21 protein-coding genes and 2 pseudogenes are annotated in these 19,264 nt (G+C 36.5%); 11 read left to right on the top strand and 12 right to left on the bottom strand.

Annotated elements, in window-relative coordinates; translation table 11 throughout:
- From Q0H92_RS08395 to Q0H92_RS08375, 5 genes are all read left to right on the top strand, one after another.
- On the top strand, nt 1-682 hold a 682-nt coding region (locus tag Q0H92_RS08395; RefSeq protein WP_296013769.1), incomplete at its 5' end, for an ATP-binding protein.
- Nucleotides 683-685: 3 nt separating this feature from the next.
- Entirely contained in the window at nt 686-1,306 is a 621-nt protein-coding gene (locus Q0H92_RS08390; RefSeq protein WP_296013768.1) for a response regulator transcription factor, read from the top strand.
- A gap of 275 nt (nt 1,307-1,581) precedes the next feature.
- Nucleotides 1,582-1,815, top strand: a complete 234-nt coding sequence (locus tag Q0H92_RS08385; protein WP_296013767.1) for an AbrB/MazE/SpoVT family DNA-binding domain-containing protein — start codon at nt 1,582-1,584, stop codon at nt 1,813-1,815.
- On the top strand, nt 1,809-2,147 hold the full coding sequence (mazF, locus tag Q0H92_RS08380) for an endoribonuclease MazF (protein WP_296013766.1): 339 nt from the start codon (nt 1,809-1,811) through the stop codon (nt 2,145-2,147). Before Q0H92_RS08385 ends, mazF begins: the two co-directional genes overlap by 7 nt.
- A 66-nt stretch (nt 2,148-2,213) precedes the next feature.
- The gene (locus Q0H92_RS08375; RefSeq protein ID WP_296013765.1) at nt 2,214-2,879 is read left to right on the top strand and encodes a hypothetical protein; all 666 of its coding nucleotides are present in this window, start codon (nt 2,214-2,216) and stop codon (nt 2,877-2,879) included.
- 87 nt (nt 2,880-2,966) lie between these two features.
- Here the strand turns inward: Q0H92_RS08375 and Q0H92_RS08370 are convergent, their stop codons facing one another.
- Nucleotides 2,967-3,326, bottom strand: coding sequence for a helix-turn-helix transcriptional regulator (locus tag Q0H92_RS08370; protein WP_296013763.1), 360 nt, complete (start codon nt 3,324-3,326; stop codon nt 2,967-2,969).
- A gap of 782 nt (nt 3,327-4,108) precedes the next feature.
- Between Q0H92_RS08370 and Q0H92_RS08365 the strand changes: the two genes are divergently transcribed.
- Both Q0H92_RS08365 and Q0H92_RS08360 read left to right on the top strand, forming a co-directional pair.
- Complete coding sequence (locus Q0H92_RS08365; RefSeq protein ID WP_296013762.1) at nt 4,109-4,618, top strand: hypothetical protein; 510 nt, start codon at nt 4,109-4,111, stop codon at nt 4,616-4,618.
- A gap of 12 nt (nt 4,619-4,630) precedes the next feature.
- Entirely contained in the window at nt 4,631-5,482 is an 852-nt protein-coding gene (locus Q0H92_RS08360; protein ID WP_296013761.1) for a hypothetical protein, read from the top strand.
- Nucleotides 5,483-6,001: 519 nt separating this feature from the next.
- On the opposite strand, the gene Q0H92_RS08355 is transcribed toward Q0H92_RS08360, so the two are convergent.
- The 3 genes from Q0H92_RS08355 to Q0H92_RS08345 all read right to left on the bottom strand — a co-directional run bounded on the left by Q0H92_RS08355 (nt 6,002) and on the right by Q0H92_RS08345 (nt 10,649).
- Entirely contained in the window at nt 6,002-9,037 is a 3,036-nt protein-coding gene (locus Q0H92_RS08355; protein WP_296013760.1) for an AAA domain-containing protein, read from the bottom strand.
- Between the two features lie 253 nt (nt 9,038-9,290).
- Nucleotides 9,291-9,836 carry a lipocalin family protein gene (locus Q0H92_RS08350; protein WP_296013759.1) on the bottom strand — a complete coding sequence of 182 codons (546 nt, stop codon included), beginning with the start codon at nt 9,834-9,836 and terminating at the stop codon, nt 9,291-9,293.
- Nucleotides 9,837-10,097: 261 nt separating this feature from the next.
- Nucleotides 10,098-10,649, bottom strand: coding sequence for a hypothetical protein (locus tag Q0H92_RS08345; RefSeq protein ID WP_296013758.1), 552 nt, complete (start codon nt 10,647-10,649; stop codon nt 10,098-10,100).
- Nucleotides 10,650-10,757: 108 nt separating this feature from the next.
- Here Q0H92_RS08345 and Q0H92_RS08340 point away from each other — a divergent pair, with 108 nt between their 5' ends.
- Nucleotides 10,758-11,030 (top strand): helix-turn-helix transcriptional regulator, encoded by a 273-nt coding sequence (locus tag Q0H92_RS08340; protein WP_296013757.1) that lies wholly within the window; start codon nt 10,758-10,760, stop codon nt 11,028-11,030.
- 112 nt (nt 11,031-11,142) lie between these two features.
- Here the strand turns inward: Q0H92_RS08340 and Q0H92_RS08335 are convergent, their stop codons facing one another.
- Entirely contained in the window at nt 11,143-12,339 is a 1,197-nt protein-coding gene (locus Q0H92_RS08335) for an ATP-binding protein (RefSeq protein WP_296013756.1), read from the bottom strand.
- A 208-nt stretch (nt 12,340-12,547) separates the two neighbouring features.
- Between Q0H92_RS08335 and Q0H92_RS08330 the strand changes: the two genes are divergently transcribed.
- A complete protein-coding gene (locus Q0H92_RS08330; protein ID WP_296013755.1) occupies nt 12,548-13,783 on the top strand; it encodes an ATP-binding protein in 1,236 nt (411 codons plus the stop codon).
- A gap of 491 nt (nt 13,784-14,274) precedes the next feature.
- Entirely contained in the window at nt 14,275-14,511 is a 237-nt protein-coding gene (locus Q0H92_RS08325; RefSeq protein ID WP_296013754.1) for a DUF6061 family protein, read from the top strand.
- 121 nt (nt 14,512-14,632) lie between these two features.
- On the opposite strand, the gene Q0H92_RS08320 is transcribed toward Q0H92_RS08325, so the two are convergent.
- The 7 genes and pseudogenes from Q0H92_RS08320 to Q0H92_RS11330 all read right to left on the bottom strand — a co-directional run.
- Nucleotides 14,633-15,115 carry a flavodoxin gene (locus Q0H92_RS08320; RefSeq protein ID WP_296013752.1) on the bottom strand — a complete coding sequence of 161 codons (483 nt, stop codon included), beginning with the start codon at nt 15,113-15,115 and terminating at the stop codon, nt 14,633-14,635.
- A 17-nt stretch (nt 15,116-15,132) separates the two neighbouring features.
- Nucleotides 15,133-15,597: pseudogene (locus Q0H92_RS08315) on the bottom strand (flavodoxin); the annotation flags it as partial.
- Nucleotides 15,598-15,778: 181 nt separating this feature from the next.
- Nucleotides 15,779-16,630 carry an aldo/keto reductase gene (locus tag Q0H92_RS08310; protein WP_296013751.1) on the bottom strand — a complete coding sequence of 284 codons (852 nt, stop codon included), beginning with the start codon at nt 16,628-16,630 and terminating at the stop codon, nt 15,779-15,781.
- A 14-nt stretch (nt 16,631-16,644) separates the two neighbouring features.
- Nucleotides 16,645-17,277 carry a flavodoxin family protein gene (locus Q0H92_RS08305; RefSeq protein ID WP_296013750.1) on the bottom strand — a complete coding sequence of 211 codons (633 nt, stop codon included), beginning with the start codon at nt 17,275-17,277 and terminating at the stop codon, nt 16,645-16,647.
- Between the two features lie 71 nt (nt 17,278-17,348).
- Nucleotides 17,349-17,783: a MarR family transcriptional regulator gene (locus Q0H92_RS08300; RefSeq protein WP_296013749.1), complete on the bottom strand. Its 435-nt coding sequence runs from the start codon at nt 17,781-17,783 to the stop codon at nt 17,349-17,351.
- A 73-nt stretch (nt 17,784-17,856) separates the two neighbouring features.
- The gene (locus tag Q0H92_RS08295) at nt 17,857-18,567 is read right to left on the bottom strand and encodes a DUF6040 family protein (RefSeq protein WP_365920976.1); all 711 of its coding nucleotides are present in this window, start codon (nt 18,565-18,567) and stop codon (nt 17,857-17,859) included.
- Nucleotides 18,545-19,057: pseudogene (locus Q0H92_RS11330) on the bottom strand (conjugal transfer protein); the annotation flags it as partial. The gene Q0H92_RS08295 and the pseudogene Q0H92_RS11330, both read right to left, overlap by 23 nt.
- Nucleotides 19,058-19,064: 7 nt before the next feature.
- On the opposite strand from Q0H92_RS11330, the gene Q0H92_RS08290 reads away from it, so the two are divergent.
- Nucleotides 19,065-19,214: a hypothetical protein gene (locus Q0H92_RS08290; RefSeq protein ID WP_296013746.1), complete on the top strand. Its 150-nt coding sequence runs from the start codon at nt 19,065-19,067 to the stop codon at nt 19,212-19,214.
- The last annotated feature ends 50 nt before the right edge of the window (nt 19,215-19,264 follow it).

The following is a 19,264-nucleotide window of genomic DNA, read 5'->3' as shown; positions in this document are numbered from 1 at the left end:
CAAAAGAATCAGCCGGGAGCTCCACGACAGCGTCGCGCAGAATTTGCGGTATGTTTCTCTTCTTGCGGAAAATATTTCTGACAGAGGCACGGCGGCTAAGATTATTGAAACGCAAAACCAGAACATTGAGGAAATCAGAAGTCTCTGCTACAACCTGACTCCGCCGAGCATTACAAAAGACAATCTGCTTTCTTTGGTGAATGTCTTTGCAAAGAAGATTTTCGGAGACGCTTTCCAGTTCCGTCTGATTGCGGAAAACGGTGTTGACTTTTCCTGCTTGAATGGCGACGGGCTCTTGAATGTTTACCGGATTGTGCAGGAAGCTCTGCAGAATATAAAAAATCACGCGGGCGCGAACGAAGTCACTGTGTTTTTTAAGAGAAGCGCACCGGCCGCCGGGCCTGCCGAAAACGCCGGACAAAAAGCGGCATTGAAAAAGGCATTTCCGGCGTGGGCGATGGCCGCAAAAAATCCAGGGAGCCATTTTAAAATCATAATTTCCGACGACGGCTGCGGAATGGACGGGGAGCTTGTAAAAGAGATAAACTGTGCCGTTTTTGAGAAGTCCAAGGAATCCCATTTTGGAGTCCGCAATATCTGCGAGAGGGCAAGGCTTCTAAATGGAAAAGTGACGTTCTCTTCCGCGCCGGATTTTGGAACGCAGATAACGGTGGAGGTGTGAAAAATGGCGAAAACATTTTACATTGTTGACGACCACGAGCTTTTGCGCATCGGCACGATTTCCTACATCGAAAAAAAATCTGGCTGGGTTTGCAAAGGTAATGCCGGCGAGCCTGAACAGGCGCTTTCTGAGCTTTCGCTTTTGTCGGGCGGAAACACGCTTCCTGACCTTGTGATTTCCGACCTTAATTTTTCTGGCGACGACGCGGGCTTTGACTTTATCGCAGAGCTTCACTCGCTTTATCCGGAACTAAAAATCATAGTGTACTCAATGTTCTTTTCGGCAGGAATGGTCCAGACTGCAATTCAAAACGGAGCTTCGGGCTATGTTTCAAAAAACGCGCCGTCGGACGAGCTCATAGAATGCATGGACAACGCTTTCAGCGGAAGAACTTTTGTACAAAAAGAATTGCGGGAAAATCTTGTAGAATTCAATTCGTTTACAGACGCGCTTACGCAAAGAGAAAAGCAGGTGATGGCCTTGATTCTGCAAAATTTCTCCAACACGCAGATTGCCGAAAAACTGCAGATAAGACAGCGCGCCGTAGAGAATTATATCTCAAGCATCTACGAAAAAACCGGCATCAACGACAAAAAGGAATTTGTCAGGCGGTTTGGAAAATAACAGGAAAAATGGAAATCAAAGACGGCGTGTTCTATCTTGATATACATGATTCCCCAGCTACAGTTGACGTAAATGATGAAAATCTTGACAAATATGGAAAACAATAGTCCTGCGGTTTAATCCGGTTTATAAAGGCTTCCTGCTTTTTGCGGGAAGCTTTTTTTATGGTCTGCATAGTTGTAATGAGAGAGTGCCAGAAAATCATCTTATGCGTGGTTTTATTGCTTGACAAAATAGAATATACATTGTATATACTGAATATATGGAGGCACATTATGCAGACTGTAGTTCAGAAATGGGGGAATAGCCTCGGTTTTAGAATTCCTTCCCTTTGGGCAAAAGACAACAATGTAAGAAGCGGCAGTAAAATTGAAGTGATTGTTGAAAAAGGAAAAATGGTTATTCTTCCTCAGAAAAAATCACTTGATGATATGTTGGCTATGGTAACGCCAGAGAACATTCATTCAGAAGTTTCAACAGGCAATGCTGTAGGAAAAGAAGAATGGTAAAATCAAAATATGTTCCTGAAAAGGGCGACTTGGTCTGGCTGGATTTTGATCCGCAGACTGGACACGAGCAAAAAGGTCGCCGCCCCGCAGTTTGCGTTTCCCAGAAAAAATACAATCAGAAAATAGGACTTGCCTTGTTCTGCCCTGTTACAAGCCGTATAAAAGGCTATCCCTTTGAAATCGTGCTGGAAAATCATTCTATCACCGGCTGCATTTTAAGCGACCAGGTAAAGAATCTTGACTGGACTCAGAGAAACTGTGATTTTATAGAAAAGGCAACAGAGGAAGAAATAAATTCTGTCGTTGATAATATAAAGCTGATGATTGAATAAATCCTTTTTGTGCTCTGAAAATATACCCAGTTTGTTGTAGATACTGATTTAGGGAGGAAAATTATTATGAACTATAAGCTTGAAAAGAATGAATTAGAACAAATTGAATCTTATTTAAAAAATGAAAAAATAATTGGAATAAAAGATATATTTAATAAACATACAATTTTTGCTTTAATTTTTGCTATAGCAATGATTGTTATAGCGATTTTTGTAAAGAACACTGAGTGTTTTATTGCTAAACTTATTTATCCAATAGTATTGTTGGCTGGATATGTTTATATTATTGTAGGATTTGTTAAAATTTCAAAACTTACTGCTAATGAAAACAGAAATTCATACAAAACTGTTGTTTCTTCGTTTTTTGATGAAACCTGCAGAAATGAAAAATTCTATAATGAATGTTTTAAACCTTTATATGAGAAGGATAGAAAATGTTTCAATGATTTTAATGAATTTTTTGAACAGGTTATTTCTGAAAAAAATAAAAATAACGAAAGAATTTTTAGAGGAGTCCAAGTTACCGGACCTCTTGCTTGTATATATTTACTTTTTGAAGCTTTGTCAAAATTGAAAACAAATGGATTGCACTCTGAATATGAAATTATGACTTTTTTGCTTCCGTCTGTATTCTACATATTTTCTGTTATTGAGCAAAAAAAGTTAAATAGATTGCAGATAATAAAGAAAATGATTGATGATTCTTTAAAGAAATATAATTCAGAGAATTAAAAATTAGTAGGAACATTGAAATATTCCATTCTGGTGTTTTGAAATGCCGATTGTATGGAAAAATTGATTTTATTGCAGCTTCATTTTTCAGCACACGTTCCCAGCTATCTTCTCCGTAATCGTTAGCACAATTTCCTGATCGCGCTTTGAAAGCCTTGAAAAATCCCTTATAAGAATATTGAGTTTTGCGAGATTTTCCTTGTTTTGCGTGCCTGTCGGATTCTGGTTCTGCAAGGAATTATTCTCTCCGGTAACAAGATATTCGACCGAAACATTTAGAGTCCGCGCGATTTTAACCGCAATGTCTGCGGGCGGAATCACCTGCTGTGCGCTCAGGTAGCAGTCCAGAGTGGGCTTTGGAATTCCGGTTGCAACAGCAAGTTCCTTAACCTTTATGTCCTGATAATCAAGCTCTTCCCTCAGATTTTCCCTAAAAGTTTTTGGCATGGCCTTATATTAATAACATTTTACGATTGTCATGAGAGAGTATAAACACTTGAAAAACCTCTCTTAAAATCCCCTTGACCATAATAAAAAATCTTCGTATATTAAAAATCAGTTCCGTAGTAGAACTTGCGGCTAGTGCGAAGATTTTTATCATACCATGTCAAAATATAATGACTGCCTGTGGGCATCAGGTTTATTGTTGCTGAAGGTACTAGCGAATAAACAGATACAATAAAAAGGAAGGAATTGAGCAATTTGGTGTAGAAATTGAAAAACGATGTGAAGCGGTAAAAAATAATGACCAACAACAATCACAAAATCTTCCTAACAGATAAATTCGGCAGGCATGACAGAACAGCAGAAATTGAAAGCATCTCATTTGACGAAGCGAAAAATTAAAATGATAAAATCGTGTATAAAATTGATTTTGATATGCTGAGACAGGATTTTCTGAAGCATAACTTTTTGATGTTGAAATTGATTGCTTTTGATTTCAAGAGATTTTTATTGAAAATTTAAGAAAATTATGACATCATATGTTTAATGATTAAAAGTTACAAGCAATATTATTGTCAAAATGAGTAAAGACGCAGATATTTTAATGAAGTTTGTCGTGGTTGCAATAACTAACTGTAAAGTTGCCAACAAAGCATATTAGAAAATCAATGCAATTCTGATAAATAGGAAGTGGCTTATGGAAAATTACAAACGAAATAGCAAAATGAGTAAAGAGTTTGCAAAGCCAATAGAACTCAAAAATGAACAAGTTTTATAAGTTCCTTTTGACAATTAGTTCTACTCTTTGGTTTTTGGCTATTTGGGGGATTTGTTTTTTCTTAAATCCTCTTCCTAAAAATTTTTCCAAAATAGAAATTAAAAGTTGGTGTATATGTATTCTTATTCTGATAATCCCATTTTTATTTGCTTTTTTCTTGAAGTTATTTACTAAATTTTTTTCATTGGAAGAAATTAGAAATATTCAATCTTGTACACTTGCAGACAATGAGTTTTTGCCAATTTATTTGGGATATTTTTTTGTTGCTCTTGGAATAAATAGTTGGCGAGTTTTAATTTTTGTTTACTGTTTAATACTGATATTTACATTTGTTTCAAATTCTCAGTATTTTAATCCTGCATACTTGATACTTGGATATCATACCTATCATGCAGAAACAGAGCAGGGAACACAGCTCATTCTGTTAATTAAAGGAAAGCTTATAAGAAATAAAGACGAAATAATAAATCTCTCTTTTTATAGATTAAACGATACAACATACATTTCTAGAAAATAAAGAGGTCTGAAAATGAGTAAAACTGTAATATGTAAGACAAAAGAGAATTACAAGAAACTTTTTGAAGATAAAGACTCTCTTTATCCTTTAATAAGTAATTTAAAATCAATTGAAGAAAATAGTTTTGATTTTGATAATCGAACGAATCTTGATGATTTTGAATGGTATAAATTAGAAAACTTTGCTAGTAAAGATTATGCAACTAAAGAAATAAAGGTAAAATCTTCAGGTGCAGATTATGATATGGCATCTCACTCAGATGCTGCCGGAATTGAATATATTTTTGAGTTATCAGATGATATTCTGTTCTTTCAAAAAGTAACTCGAAATGCATTTGTGAAAAAAAGAAGTTTTATTACATTGGGAGAGAGATTTAAGAAATGCCAGAATATTTCTCTATTTCAAGTAAATGCATATCCTGATGCAATTTATGACAGGAGAAAAGATATTTTGTATTTTAGAAAATTATTTTCAATAACTAAAATATTTAATGGAATAAATGAAATATACAGAGAAGCAACAGATGCAGAAGTACAGTCTTTTCTTACAGAAAAGGATTTTGTTTTATCAGATGGTTTTTCAGTTGATAAAGTAAAGATTCCTAATCGAAAAAAAATTGCTCTGGTACAAGATACTTTTTCAAAAATGTCAAAACAAGAAAAAAAGGATATGTTTGTTTATATAAAAGATTATTATCCAAATTTAAAATTAAATAATGGAAAGGCTCAGATTTCTAATGAAGATGATTTGAAGAATATATTATATGGCTTAGAAGAACGATTCTATACAACTCAAATTTCAAAAGAAAAAAGAATTGCAAATTCAATTACTGCAGCAGGAAAAAAGGACAAAAATAAAACATAGAAGCTAAAAAGAACGATGGCATAACTGTAGAAATGTAGCAATGTTCTAGTAAACAAAAATTACTAGTGGATGCAAAATACATAGATGAGTATATTCAAAAAAAGTTTTACATAAAATGATGAGTGTCAGAAATAGCTAGATGGCAATAAGTATTGAAAAGAACCTTTGGCTCGAATCCATGACATTCGTTCTTCTGAAAAAAGTGATGTGTCATTGTGTTTTTGATTTGTATGTAATGAGAGTTTTTACTATAACCCAAAAATCATCAAAATCCACCGCTTTTTTTATTATTCGGGGAATCCACTAGCTGTATCTATCTGGCGATTTGTCAAAGTTTGATAGCTCTGGGAATGTAAATAAATAAAATAATATGTCCTACTATGAAAGTCTAAATCATATGGTACTGCAATTCGTAGAATATATAAATGAATATCTGAAAATTTTATAGCAAAAAAAGTGTGAAGGAAGAAATATTACAATGAACTACCGCAAATAAAATTTTTTAGACAGTTCCCCTTTTTAATTCCCCAAAAACTCTGTCAGAATTTCTTTTACAAAGCAATAGCGTCTTGCATAACTGTTGTCAACGTGCAGCAAATCGAAGCCGTGATTTTTGCAAATCTGTTTTTTCTTTTCGTCTCTTGCGATTACATTCGGATTGTTGTGATGTTCTGGGCCGTCAAGCTCTATTGCAAGAACTGCATCTTTTCTGTTTCGGAATCCTTTTTTATAAATCACAAAATCCAGGCTTCCTTTGTAGAAAAAATCGCTGTCGCTTGGATTTTTTTCAAACAGGTGTGAAAGCTGAACTTCCCGCTCTACTGAAAATTTTCCGTCAGATTCTATCAATGTTGAAATTGCGTGATTTAATGTTGTCAGGAAGGTGTTTTCAGTTTCGGTGCTGTAAGGCTTTATTCCCAGCGCTCTAGAAGAAGATTCTCTCGGCGTGATTTTATATTCGCCGTTCTTTTTTACATATTCTGCCAGCTCGTATAAATCATCGGCATCATCATTTTTGTGAAGCCTTTTTAGTTCTTCAGTATTTGAAAAAATTACAAATTTGTCTTTTGCCCGCGAAACTGCAACGTTCAATAGCTCCCGGTTATTTTTAAGCCAGTCGTAAGTTTTTGAATAAGTGCGGTTTGTAAGCGCAAGTGAAAACAGAATCTCATCTTTTTCATCACCCTGAAACGCGTGGACTGTTCCGCAGCTTGCCTTGTTTTCCAAATGATTTTCCCTTAATTTGTAATCAATCAAATCTTTTTGATTCTTAAACGGAGTGATGATTCCTATTTTCTTATCCGGATGATTTTTTACATACTGCACAATTTTTTCAGCTTCATCCAAAGATGTGTTTTTCTCGGCGGAATAGTTTTCCCGGACTTCGCAAAAGACAAGCGGCTTTTCTTTTGCAATTTCAGATTTTATACTTAGCTGATTGTTATAATATTTTTTATTGCTGAACTCTATGATTTCCTTTGCGCATCTATAATGATTATGTAAAAGAATTTCCTGGCTCACAGAATCGCTGGCAAGATATGCTTTGTAAATTGAATTTTTTATGTAATCATAATTTTCATTCACCTTGTATTTTGCTTTCAGTTCCTCGTTGATATTTTTATCCAATGTAATTACAGGATTCAGCTGCTGAGGATCTCCAACAAGCATAAGATTTTTTCCGCGGATAATCGGAACAAGCGAAACTGCTGTATTGCACTGACTTGCCTCGTCAATGATTGTCATATCAAAATAAGTCTGCGGACCGCCAATTTTCTGCGTTGAAATGCAAGTTGAACAAAAAACTGGAAATACTTTTTGCATTTTAAAAATGTTTTCAGACACAGAAAAGTATTTGTTGAATTCTGTGGCCTGTTTTTCTTTGTTTTTGATATTCAAAATCTCAATAAAATCTTTGTAATCGTCTTCAAAAAGCCGTTTCAGAAATTTAACTGAAGTAAAATTTATAAACTGCATCAGTTTTTCGTGGTCAAAATCCAAAAGGCTGAGAGCATCTTCGTCAGTGATGTTTCCAATTTCTTCAAGGCGTTTTTTGATTTTTGAATATTGCTGCCCCTCAAGATTCATCCGAAGGTTCATATTCTCGCTTTTTGAAAGCATTTCTTCAATTAATTCTTTTCGTTCAGCCAAGTCAAGCTGTTCTTCGTGTTTCTGCAAAAGCTCTGTAAGTTTTTTCGTCCGCTCAATTTGGTTTTCTTTATTTTGCTGTAAAACTGCGTCAAATGATTTTAGGGATTTTATTTGAAAAAGCAGCCTTTTAATGTATAGACATGTTTCTTGAATCCGCTCGTTACTGCCAATTCGCAGAATCGGAAATGGAATTTTGTAATTCTTATATTTTAAGTTTGTCAATTTTTCAAAGACACCGTCAATCGGATGGTTGTTGTATGAAGAAAAAAGAACAGTTTTTGAATTAAAAAATGCTGTAATAATCGTGCTGATTATGGTTGTAGTTTTTCCTGTTCCAGGCGGTCCTTGAATGTATGCGACAGGAAAATTCATTGCAGTGTGAATTGCAAGCAGCTGGTCAAGATTTACATTTTTGTTTATCAAAGCCAGTGGATAAACTTCGTTATTCTGTTTTATCGAATGAAGCTCGCCAAAAAAAGCCTGAATCGGAACAGTAACATTGTTCTGGGAATACATATTTACGATTGCTTCGTATTCTTTTTCAAGGTCGATATTTAAATCCCGCTGCAGGCAAAGAAAATAAGGCATGTCGTCAACTGCGCAGTCTTTTTTGTTTTTTATGTTTTGCATTACAATGTCTTTTATTGTTTCTGCATTCTTTTCAAAATTCTCAAGCAAGGATAAGTCTTCATTGTCGATAAAATTTAAAATGCTCAGTTTTTTGCCGTTTTTGTCAGTGCTTTTTTCCATGCAGAATTCCGAGCAGATTTTGATTTTTTTCCCTGCAATTAAAACTCGCCTTTCAACATCAAAGCGTACTTCCCGATAAGCCAAAACATAAAGTCCTTTTTGAGTGTGAATGCTCAGCTCGTTCAGGGCAATTTGAATTGTGCTGTTAATATTTTTTTCTTCTTTTATTTCTGCGGATTTTTTAAAGCTGTTTACGAACATTTTAAATTGCTCGTCATCCAAATTGTAAATCCTGTTTTTCAGTTTTGAAGAATCAAGCCGATTTATAAGCTCGTACTTTGTGTTGAGTTTTGGAATGTCGGCAAGCTTGTTGCAGTCAGAAAGATAATTCAGAGTTTTTAAGTTTGCAATTTCAGAAAAAATCTCTTTATATTTCTGCGGATAAAGTTCAATGTCTTCTATTAAATTTTTGTTGGTTTGAAAATAAGTGCCTTCCATTATCCGAGTGCAAAGAATGTTTTCAATAAATAAAAAAAGGTTTTTTGTTGTAAAGCTGCCAAGATGAAGTCCCGTTGCTTCAAGGCTTTTTTTCCCTAGATTTATGTTTCTAATTGCAATCCAATATTTAGTGCATTCTTCACTTTTGTTTTTATATTCAATATAAATCCAGCATCCTTCATGAACAGAACGGAAAATATCTTTACAAATAGAGTCCATAAAATAATTCTAAAACTAGAATGTATTTTTGTGAAGATTCTTTTATAAGCGGATGTATTTTGTGGATTTTATCAAAGATTTTTTTTATCAATTGTATATTTTGAATAAACTGTATTATGAAAAGCAAAAGTCAAAAATTTATCAAAAATATATTTTTACAGGATTTCCGGCTTGAGGAGATTTGAACTGGAAGTAAAACAGTGAACTAGCCCTTTTCCCGGCACAACCGAAACTTTCAGTCATGCCGGATTTTTTATTCCTGCTCAGTCCAGACAAAATCGCTCAAGTCGTAGCCTGCGTTCTGGGCAGTCTGAATGTAGTTTTCCTTGACGTCGGAAGGAATTGTTTTTGTTCGGCTCAAAATCCACAAAAGCTTTTTGTTTGCTCCTGCGACAAGCGCGTAGTTGTATTCTGAATCAAGCGCGATAATTTTGTAGTCGCTGTAAAACGGCCTAAAGAACGAGACTTTAAGGCTTCCCTCGTTTTTATTCCCGGCGAATTTCGCCTTTCCCACGGACTGCTTTTCTTTTTGTGCGGCGTAATCATAACCTGAATTTACGACCTTGACCGTGCCGTTTTTGTTCATCGAGTATTCGGCCGTAACGTTTTTCAGATTCTTTTCCCACTTGAAGTCAAAACGCCCGATTTCATACCATTTTCCAAGATACCGATCGAGCTCAAAATTCCGGACAGGCTCAAGGTTTGCATTGCTTTTTTCGGAGACTGACTGGGCTGAAAGACCTGCAATGCAGCTAAAAACGGCGGCCAAAGAAAAAATCTTTCTGATTCTGCTTTTCATACAAACCTCCATAAAAAATCAAAGAAAAAAATGCATGCAACCTACAAAGAAAATAATCATAAAAGAGGAGGATGGCAAGGAAAGAAGCGGAATGTTCAAGGATTTTTTTTGACCGCTTTGTTAAAACTTATGCAATTTGAGCAGCCAAGTATACAAATTACATAAGTTTTGATGTGTTTTCCCTAATCCAGATACTTGTCTAAATCCTGATATTTGATTACTGGCTTTACATTTCCTTCTTTCAATTCTCCCCAGCAGAAATCAAGGTAGCCTTTCTTTTTTAGCTCGCATAAATCCATTCCGTTGTATATAACGACCCAATTTCCTTTGTATTTTCCAATGATTGGATAGGAAGTTCATTTTTTCAGGATTGCTGTTAAAGTTGTTTATTCCCATTTCTGAGCTGTCTGAAACTTTTGTCCAGCCGGTGTCTTTTTGAAGATCGTTTACAAAAAAATCCAATCCGATAAGGTAAGACGGAATCTCGCCTTTTACATCTAGTTTGAATAAGGCAGCATTATTTTGTGTGAATCTGATGTACCAGTTTCCGCTTCCATTTGCTGTAGCCTTTGAATATTCCCATTTTCCAACCTTTCCAGACGAGCCTGTCCCAAAAATCATAAAAACTAAAATAAGTGCAACAAAGCCTATTCCAAGAATGCTTGCGATTTTTGTCTTAGCTGATTTTCCGTTGTCTGAAATCATGGCTTTTGTTTCTGATATGTTTGAGTCCTCGGAATTTTCAGAGCTGCTTTTTTCTGATGAGCTGACTGGCTTTAATATAATTGAATGGATTATTGCTATTATTCCCAATAAAAGACCGTATGCATACCAAGTCCAGAATTCCTTGCCTTTTTTTATTTATTAAAAGTCAAACTATATTTATTTGTTTTATCACTAAATTTATTAAAAAATAACTTTATGGATATAGAAGAGCAAGAAAGATATATATGCAGTCAATTGAAAAAGGAGAGGGAAAGAAATGGATTTTCTCAGCTGGAGCTATCCTATGAATCTGGCGTTTCCCAGAATATGATTACATATATTGAAACAGGAAAAAGGACTCCCACATTAAATACAATTTTAAAGCTTTGCAACGCTATGAATATAAGTCCTGCGGTTCTGTTTCCTCAAAGAATCGACAAAAATTCTGCGAAATCTACAATAATCAATCTTATTGAACAATTTATGTAAGAAGATCTTTTTAATATGCAGAAAATTGAAAAATCCGAAGAGTTTCTGTTTTAGAGTGTTTGAAAAAATGTTTTGACTGCGATTGGTTAATGTTTTTCGCTCGCAACTCCTTTTACCCTTCCAAATCTTTCATCAAAAGAAAATCCTTCAGCCTGATATGCTGCACTGTGCTTGTGGAAAAATCGTTCTCGTCGTTTGTAATCAGGATTTTTTTCCGGCTGTTGTCTGCGGCGGCGAACGGAGCGAATTCCCGCTCGTAGGTTGAATCTTCCGCAACGCTGTAGGCGACCTGCACAAGATATTCTTTGTTGTTTTTTGATGCCAGGAAGTCAATTTCTTTTCCGTCTATATTTAGAACATTCAGCGAGTAGCCCATAAAGACCAGCTCATTGTAGACGGTATTTTCAAGATTGTGTGTAAGGTCGAACCTTCCGTTTGTCTGCCTGATTGAGTTGAAAGCGACATCCTCATCGTAGAGTTTCGTGTAAAAGTCGAGGCGTTTTTTTGCCTTTGTGGAATACTGCGGAATTTTCCGGATGACGTAGGCTTCCTCCAGATAGTCAAGATATTTCATCACGGTGTTCACGGAACATTCGATTTTCTGCGACTTAAGATAATTGTGCACGGAGTTTGAACTGAAAATCCGGGCATTCGAGACAAGCACAAAGTCAACGAGCTTTGTGAAAATCTCTTCCTTGCGGATTTTATAGCGGTTTATTATGTCGTTAAGGACAATCGTCTGATCAAGGTCGTTCAGATAGCGCAGCATGGACTCTCTGTCTGGAAATTCAAAGCGTTTTGGAAAACCTCCGTAAATAAGATAGTCGTTTATGGAAACTTCTTTGCCAAGCTCCGCCGCATATTCCTGAATTTCCTTATAGACAAAAGGGCGGATTGTGAACGAGACATAGCGGCCGCTAAGCTCCTTTGTGAATTCCTTTGAGAGAAGCTTGGAATTTGAGCCGGTTATGAAAATCGACGTGTTTCCAAGTCGGAGCGACTTGCAGGCGAGATTCCAGTTTTTTACGGACTGAACTTCATCCAGAAAAATGTACCATTTCCCATCTGGTCTTGCTTTGATTTTTTCTTCTATATAATTAATCAATTCTTCATCATCCGTAATTTTTGAGGAGACAGAACGAAGCTCGAAGTTCAGATGGATTATCTTCTTTCCATGTGCCGCAAGCTCGTTTTTCACCTGCTCAAGGACAACCGACTTTCCGCACCGCCTGATTCCCGTGATTACCTTTATCAGGTCGCTTTCATAAAACGGCCTGATTTTTTCTATGTACCGCTCTCTGTTTATCATGCTTAAATCCTACTGAAAACTTTTACAAAAATCAATAAAGTTTTCACTGCTACTGAAAACTTTTGCGGAATTTGAAATAGTTTTCAGTAGGAAAATGGGATTGTCGGGAAAATCTTCGCATAAACTCGCCGAAGAAACAATAAGTTTTTAAGTCTAAAACTGAAAAACTTATTGTTTTTCTAAACTTTTTCAGTTAAAATCTGAAAATATGAAAGATGAAGTGGAACTTTTTAGACCGGTATTTATAGAAAATCTCAAGAAATTCAAGGATGAAAGCATTATAAAGATTCTTTGCGGTGTGCGCCGCTGCGGAAAGTCTACAATCCTGAGCACTTATAAAAAAGAGCTTTTGTCTATGGGTGTGAATCCGTGCAACGTAATCGAGAGGCTTTATTCTTCCATGGAATTTGATGAAAGTTATGACGCTTCTCAGATGAACGCGGACTTGCTTGCTGCAATTGAAAATGCTGATAAAAGTCAGAAAGTTTATCTTCTTTTGGATGAGGTTCAGGAAGTTGAAAACTGGGAAAAGTGCGTCAATTCTCTTTTTGAAAATCGGAACGTGGACATTTACGTTACCGGCTCGAACTCAAAACTGCTGTCCTCTGAAATTTCAACATTTCTTACCGGCCGTTTTGTTCTGATTCCAGTTTACACGCTTTCTTTTCTTGAATTTATGGAATTCAAGAAGACGTATTTTCCTGAATCAGCGGAAAGGACAAAGGATGAATATTTTGACATGTATTTAAAATCAGGCGGTTTTCCTTTTATTGCAAAAACGAATCACAGTCAGGAAGAAAACTATCAGATTATTGACGGAATTTATTCGACGGTTGTAACGCGCGATATTTCAAGACGGCACAATATCTCGAACTTGGAGATGTTCAACCGGGTTGTCAGATTTGTTCTTGAAAATCTGGGAAAGAATTTCAGCGCAAAGACAATTTTCGACTTTTTCAAAAGCCAGCACCGCTCAGTTTCAATTGAGACAATCTACAATTATATTGCCTGGCTTGAGGAAGCGTTCATAATCTACCGCTGCAACCGCTACGATATTCAAGGCAAGGAAATTTTGAAAACCCAGGAAAAATATTATCTTTCCGACATCGGATTCAAATACAGCCAGTTCGGTTATTCTCCAAAATCCGTGGCTTCGGTTCTTGAAAATATAGTTTATCTGGAGCTTTGCCGACGGGGTTTTTCAGTTTACATCGGAAAACTTTATGACAAGGAAATTGATTTTGTGGCAGTCAGGCATGGGCAAAAAATCTACGTTCAGGTGTGCAGAACTCTGCCGGAAGATTCGGACAGGGAAATCGGAAACCTCAAAGCAATAAAGGACAGCTTCCCGAAATACGTCGTTACAATGGATTCCTCCGTCTGCGGAATTGAGGACGGAATAAAAATTGTGCACATCAAGGATTTTTTGAGCGGAGAGTGGTGAAGGGGAAAAGACTTGAATTGAAAATTATCCTGCTGATTTTATAAGAAAAACTCCATAAATCATGCTATAATAATCTTGTAATCAGAAACTATGAAAAATCTTTTCTCCATAATTCCGGCAGATTTTTTTAAGCCTCTCGTCAGTAAATATAAAGACCAGTATGCTGACTGTCTTTTGGCGGTTTATAATTCGTACAAACTTGAATTGAGATTTCACCTGTTTTAAGAGATTTAATAACTGTTATATCTTGTTATTAAGTTCTCCGCAAACCCTTGAAAATACTGAATTTGTCGCAGGTGAGCTTTCCCTTATTGTTTCCCTTGTTTTATATCGTCCCACCAGTGTTTACGAACTCTGATAAGGGCAAATACAAGGGCAAAAAAATCTGATAACACATTATAACACAAAATGAAAATGACATGGTGAACTGATTGAAATGCTTCTGATTTTTGTAACTGATAATTGATTGAATGATAAGGAGATAGGATACGATGAGAACAATATTTGCAGAATACAATCCACAACGCAATAGTATTGATGTTTACACCTCTGCTGGCTATATGCTCCGCATTGACTGCTGGGAAGCAGAAAAAAAATTAAAGACTACACCCGGATCAGACTGTGCATTAAATGCACTTGCCATTGATGAACCGCTTGAATATGCACAATTATATTTGGATGGCACTATGCAGATGTGGGTTGATGCAGAAGATTCCCTTTATTTATAGTACTAAACTATCCCTCCGAGCCTGTCATAAAAACTGTGTAAATGGTATTCCTTAATTAAAGACAGGCACACGCCCCTCCAAAACTCAATCTGCTATAGATTGGAGCTTGGAGGGAATTTCTTTATTTAGAACATTTTTTAACCCACTGCAATATTTCAGCTTTATCAGGTATATGACGGAACAATTTTCCATTTTTCCAATTACATTCTTTTGAACATAACTTGTGCAAATGCAATCCTACACTTCCACGGATACTGCCACCCGAAGTAGAGAAAGGAATGATTGTTTTTCCTGAAAAATCATAGCTTTCAAGAAATGTTGCTATAATATTAGGTGCTTTCTCCCACCATATTGGATAACCTAAAAATATTACTGTATAATCCTGCATATTTTCTACAGGAAGTGCAATTTGTGGTCTGCTTGACTTGTCTTTCCATTCTTTATAGCATCTGCTGTTTTTATCATTCCAGTTAAGGTCGGCATCAGAATATGGTATAGCAGCCTCAATTTCATACAAGTCTGAATCCATAGACTTTGCAAGACTTTCAGCTACACGTTTTGTTGTTCCTGTAGCTGAAAAATATGCCACCAGACATTTTTCCATGCTGTTACGTCCTCCTTTTATTTTTCAATCTCAAGTTTTTCAATCCAATCATTTACATCATCGGAAGAAGTTCCTGCTGTAAAACGTTTTCCTTCTTTCCAGTTTCCTGTATCATTCTGGCTTTTAAGGAATTTCTCACTATCACCTATTCCAGATGATGCGGACGTACAAAATGGTATTACTGTCTTTCCCTCAAAATTATTCAGCTGGACAAAACTGTTTACTACCCAAGATGCATTTCCCCACCATATCGGATAACCAATGAATACAGTATCATAGGTGTCCCAATCATCTACGGTATTGTATTCCAGTTCCACATCCTGTAATTCTTTGGTATTGTATTCCTCATATATACGGCTTTTTTTGTTATTATAATTGAGATCATCATCCTCGTATGGATTCACAGGTTTTAGTTCAAACAAATCTCCTTCTGTACCCTTTGCAATTTTTTCAGCTACCGATTGAGTAGTCCCAGTAGATGAATAGTAAACAACAGTGTCTTCGTATTATCACCCTCATCTGTCCGCACAAAAGTTAATTTTAATGGCTGTAAAGTTTTTTTGAAATGACATATCCACCTGTGAGCCACAGCCAGTAAGCAACATAGTCACTACGTTAATGTCCAACTCAGTTTTTTCTTCTTTTCATATCATATTTTCCTTATCATTCATGTATTTTCCACTGGTTAGCACCGATTGCAGTTTCCAATACAGTAGGATCTTCTGCCTCTGTATAACCAAGATCAAGTCCGGCTATTTTTTCCATATCCTCATCGGTCAGTACAAAATCCCATACATTAAAGTTTTCTATGATACGCTCTTTTTTTACAGACTTTGGAATGACAGCAACACCTCTCTGGATATTCCAGCGGATTACCACCTGACTGACACTCTTTCCGTATTTTTCACCAATGGATTTTAATACTTCGTTGGAAAAGATATTGTATCTTCCATGAGCAAGCGGACTCCATGCTTCCGGCTGTACTTCAAAGTTATGCATATTTTCAATGGCTTCTTTCTGCTGATAAAATGGATGCATTTCCACCTGACATACCGCAGGCTTTATATTTACATTCATGCAAAGATCAGCAAGTCTTGCAGGATAAAAGTTACATACTCCGATTGCCCTGATTTTCCCCTGTGCATATAGTTCCTCCATAGCCCTCCATGAACCGTAATAATCACCGAATGGTACATGAACCAGATACATATCCAGATAATCAAGTCCAAGTCTTTTAAGGGAAAGTTCAAATGCCTTTTTCGTATTTTCATACCCTGCATCCTGTGCCCAGAACTTTGATGTCACAAAAATTTCTTCTCTCGGAACGCTACTTTTCCTTATCGCATTTCCAACAGCTTCTTCGTTAAAATAAACCGTTGCAGTATCGATCATCCGATATCCGGCTTCCAGTGCATTTAAGATAACCTGTTCTCCTGCAGCTCCATTTTCAATCTCCATAACTCCAAGTCCTAACTGCGGCATTTTTACGCCATTGTTCAAAGTAATATATTCCATAATAAAATGCTCCTTTATCTGATGAAATTAGTTTCTACCTGTTCTTCACGTTCCGGAAGCTGTACTCCATTTTTTCTTCCCGCTTCCTGACATTTCAGCATATATGCCATATTGTGTCCTAATGTACGCATTATTTGTAAACCTTCAATATCCTGCTTTACCTCATCCGGTGTATTTCCATGTACCATATTCCAGTACTGAGATGATACAACCGGCATCTGTGACATAGTAAAATACTTATTGAGCTGATCAAATGTAGCAGTTGTGCCGGCACGTCTTGCTGATACCACAGCCGCAGCTGGCTTCAGATAAAACGCATTTTTTCCTGTGCAAAGCTCTGTTATAAAAAGTCGGTCCATAAATGCACTCATAGCACCATTGGCAGAGGCATAATATACCGGTGAACCAAATACAAATCCATCAAACTGATCTATTTTTTTCAGACATTCATTTACAACATCATCAAATACACATTTACCAAGCTCCATACATTTCTGACAGCCCAGACAGCCTGCAATCGGCTTCTTGCCAATATGAAAAATCTCCGTTTCAATCCCGTCTGCATTTAATGCTGCTGCCACCTCGCTTAATGCTGTGTATGTGCATCCTTTTTCATTTGGACTTCCATTCACTAATAATACTTTCATATAATTCCTTTTCTAGTCCGATTATCGGACTATATGTTTATTTTTTTCTCCCACATTTCTGTGGGAGATGATTACCGTTTCATTTCTTTGGAAAATGTAGCTACATACTTATTCATAAGCTTTAGAAATTCAGCTCTTTCTTCCTCGTCAAACTGTGCCATACTGTTTTGCTCTGCAGCTTCAACCTGTGGAAATATCTGTCTGGCAAATTCTTTTCCTTCCTCTGTCAGATGTAATGTTTTGTGGCGTTTATCCTCTGCCATTTCTCTCAACTCAATCAGTCCCTGCCTGTGAAAAGCTGTAATGATTGAATTGATCGTCTGCTTCGGTAAAAACATCTGCTCCGCTATAAACTTTTGTGTGCAGTTTTCCGTAAGTGCAATCATATGCAAAGTATACAGGCTTGTGTAGGATAAACCTACCGACTTGGCATATTCCTCATAAATACTGTTTATCTGTTTTGTTAAATCGCAGAAAAAATCTGCCTGCTGTTTAATCTTATTCATTTGCTCACCTATGTTAGTATGCCTTTCGGACTAATATTACATAAAACTTTTTTTATTGTCAAGCGTTATTTTGTTAAAAATATCCTCTGGCTTCCCGCCATCCCTTTACATACCACCTGATTCCAACATACACCAGTTGTACAACCAACAAGAGAAATAGCAGATTGATTGGCAATACTGCCTTTATCCAATCCCCGAAATAGATTGCTATTGCCATGCTTATAAGTATCACCATTATAGTAATCATATCCCAACAGCACTTCTTATATAGCTCTGCAATCTTTATTCCGATGAACGCTAAAAGTATTCCCGCACCCACCAGACATCCACCGCAGATCAGTATTCTTATCAGCCAGTATATAATTCCGGCAATGACAGGATTAGATATTCCATCACTAATCTGTGCCACATTCTTTCCTGTCAGTACAATCCAGCCAGCAATGGTCTGTATAAAAGTTGCGATTGTATCAAAGAATCTTCCATAATCAGAAATAAATACCTTTGACCGTATCATCTGAAAAAGAGTAGTTGATGCGGAATACCATATCAGCAGAAACATCAATGCTTCATACAGGACTGTTTTTGCTTTATATCTGCCTGAAAGTTTTTCTCTCTGCATATCATACTTTTCCTTAGCTCTCAGATAAGCTGTCTGGTTACAATTCCCACACTTTTGATAGAGTACCGGCTTTTCAACCGGTATCTCTACTTTTTTCTGATGGGAGAGTGCATGATCCCGTTCCTGTTCTGCCTGTCTCTGCTTATCTCGACATTCCCTTATCATGGTTTTGGCGGTGTGCATTTTCTCTTTCTCGCTCTGCAATAATTCTTTTGTTTTCCTCAAGTCGTTCTTTAAGGCTTGAATGTTCTCTGTTTTGTTCTCGCTGTTTAACTTCTGTGCTAATTCCTGCCATTGCTGATTTTCGTCTGTGAGTTTCTGTATCTGGTCTGTCTTTTCTTCCAGAAGTATCAGCAGTTCTTCTGTACCCGGTAAGATTTGTAGCAGCTCTGATAATTCTTTCTCTAATTGCTGCAATCGTTCTTCCTGCTCCCGAAAGCACGTCAGCTTCTCGTCCTTTTTCTGTATCTCCTGAAGCATCCCTGCCATGATATTCTGCTGTTCCTCTATCTATGTAATCATTGCTTCCATCATGGGAATTACTTCTTTGCTTTCTTCTAATGTCATTCAACCACTCCCTCCACATTGACAATGCACCGGATACCTTGCCAAAGGTTGCAATTACCTTTTGTAACAGTGCATTTTGTTTTTTAATGAAACCCTTGAAAAAAAACAAAGCTCATTGGATAACACTTACAGCGAATGACAAAAAACGGCTTTGCAATTTGGCAGAAAAATTTCCAGATTACAAAAAAACTGCTGACTATATGCTTGAAAATAATTGCAAACTTGAACAGGAAGGGGAAGCGTAAATATAAGATTTGTGAGTTTGTTTTTTGAAAGTTGCTGAAAAAAAACGATT

This window comes from uncultured Treponema sp. (genome assembly GCF_934725225.1).
In the GTDB taxonomy this organism is placed as follows: domain Bacteria; phylum Spirochaetota; class Spirochaetia; order Treponematales; family Treponemataceae; genus Treponema_D.
The sequence above is the reverse complement of the archived record's forward strand: the minus strand, read 5'-3'. Positions and strand labels throughout refer to the sequence as shown.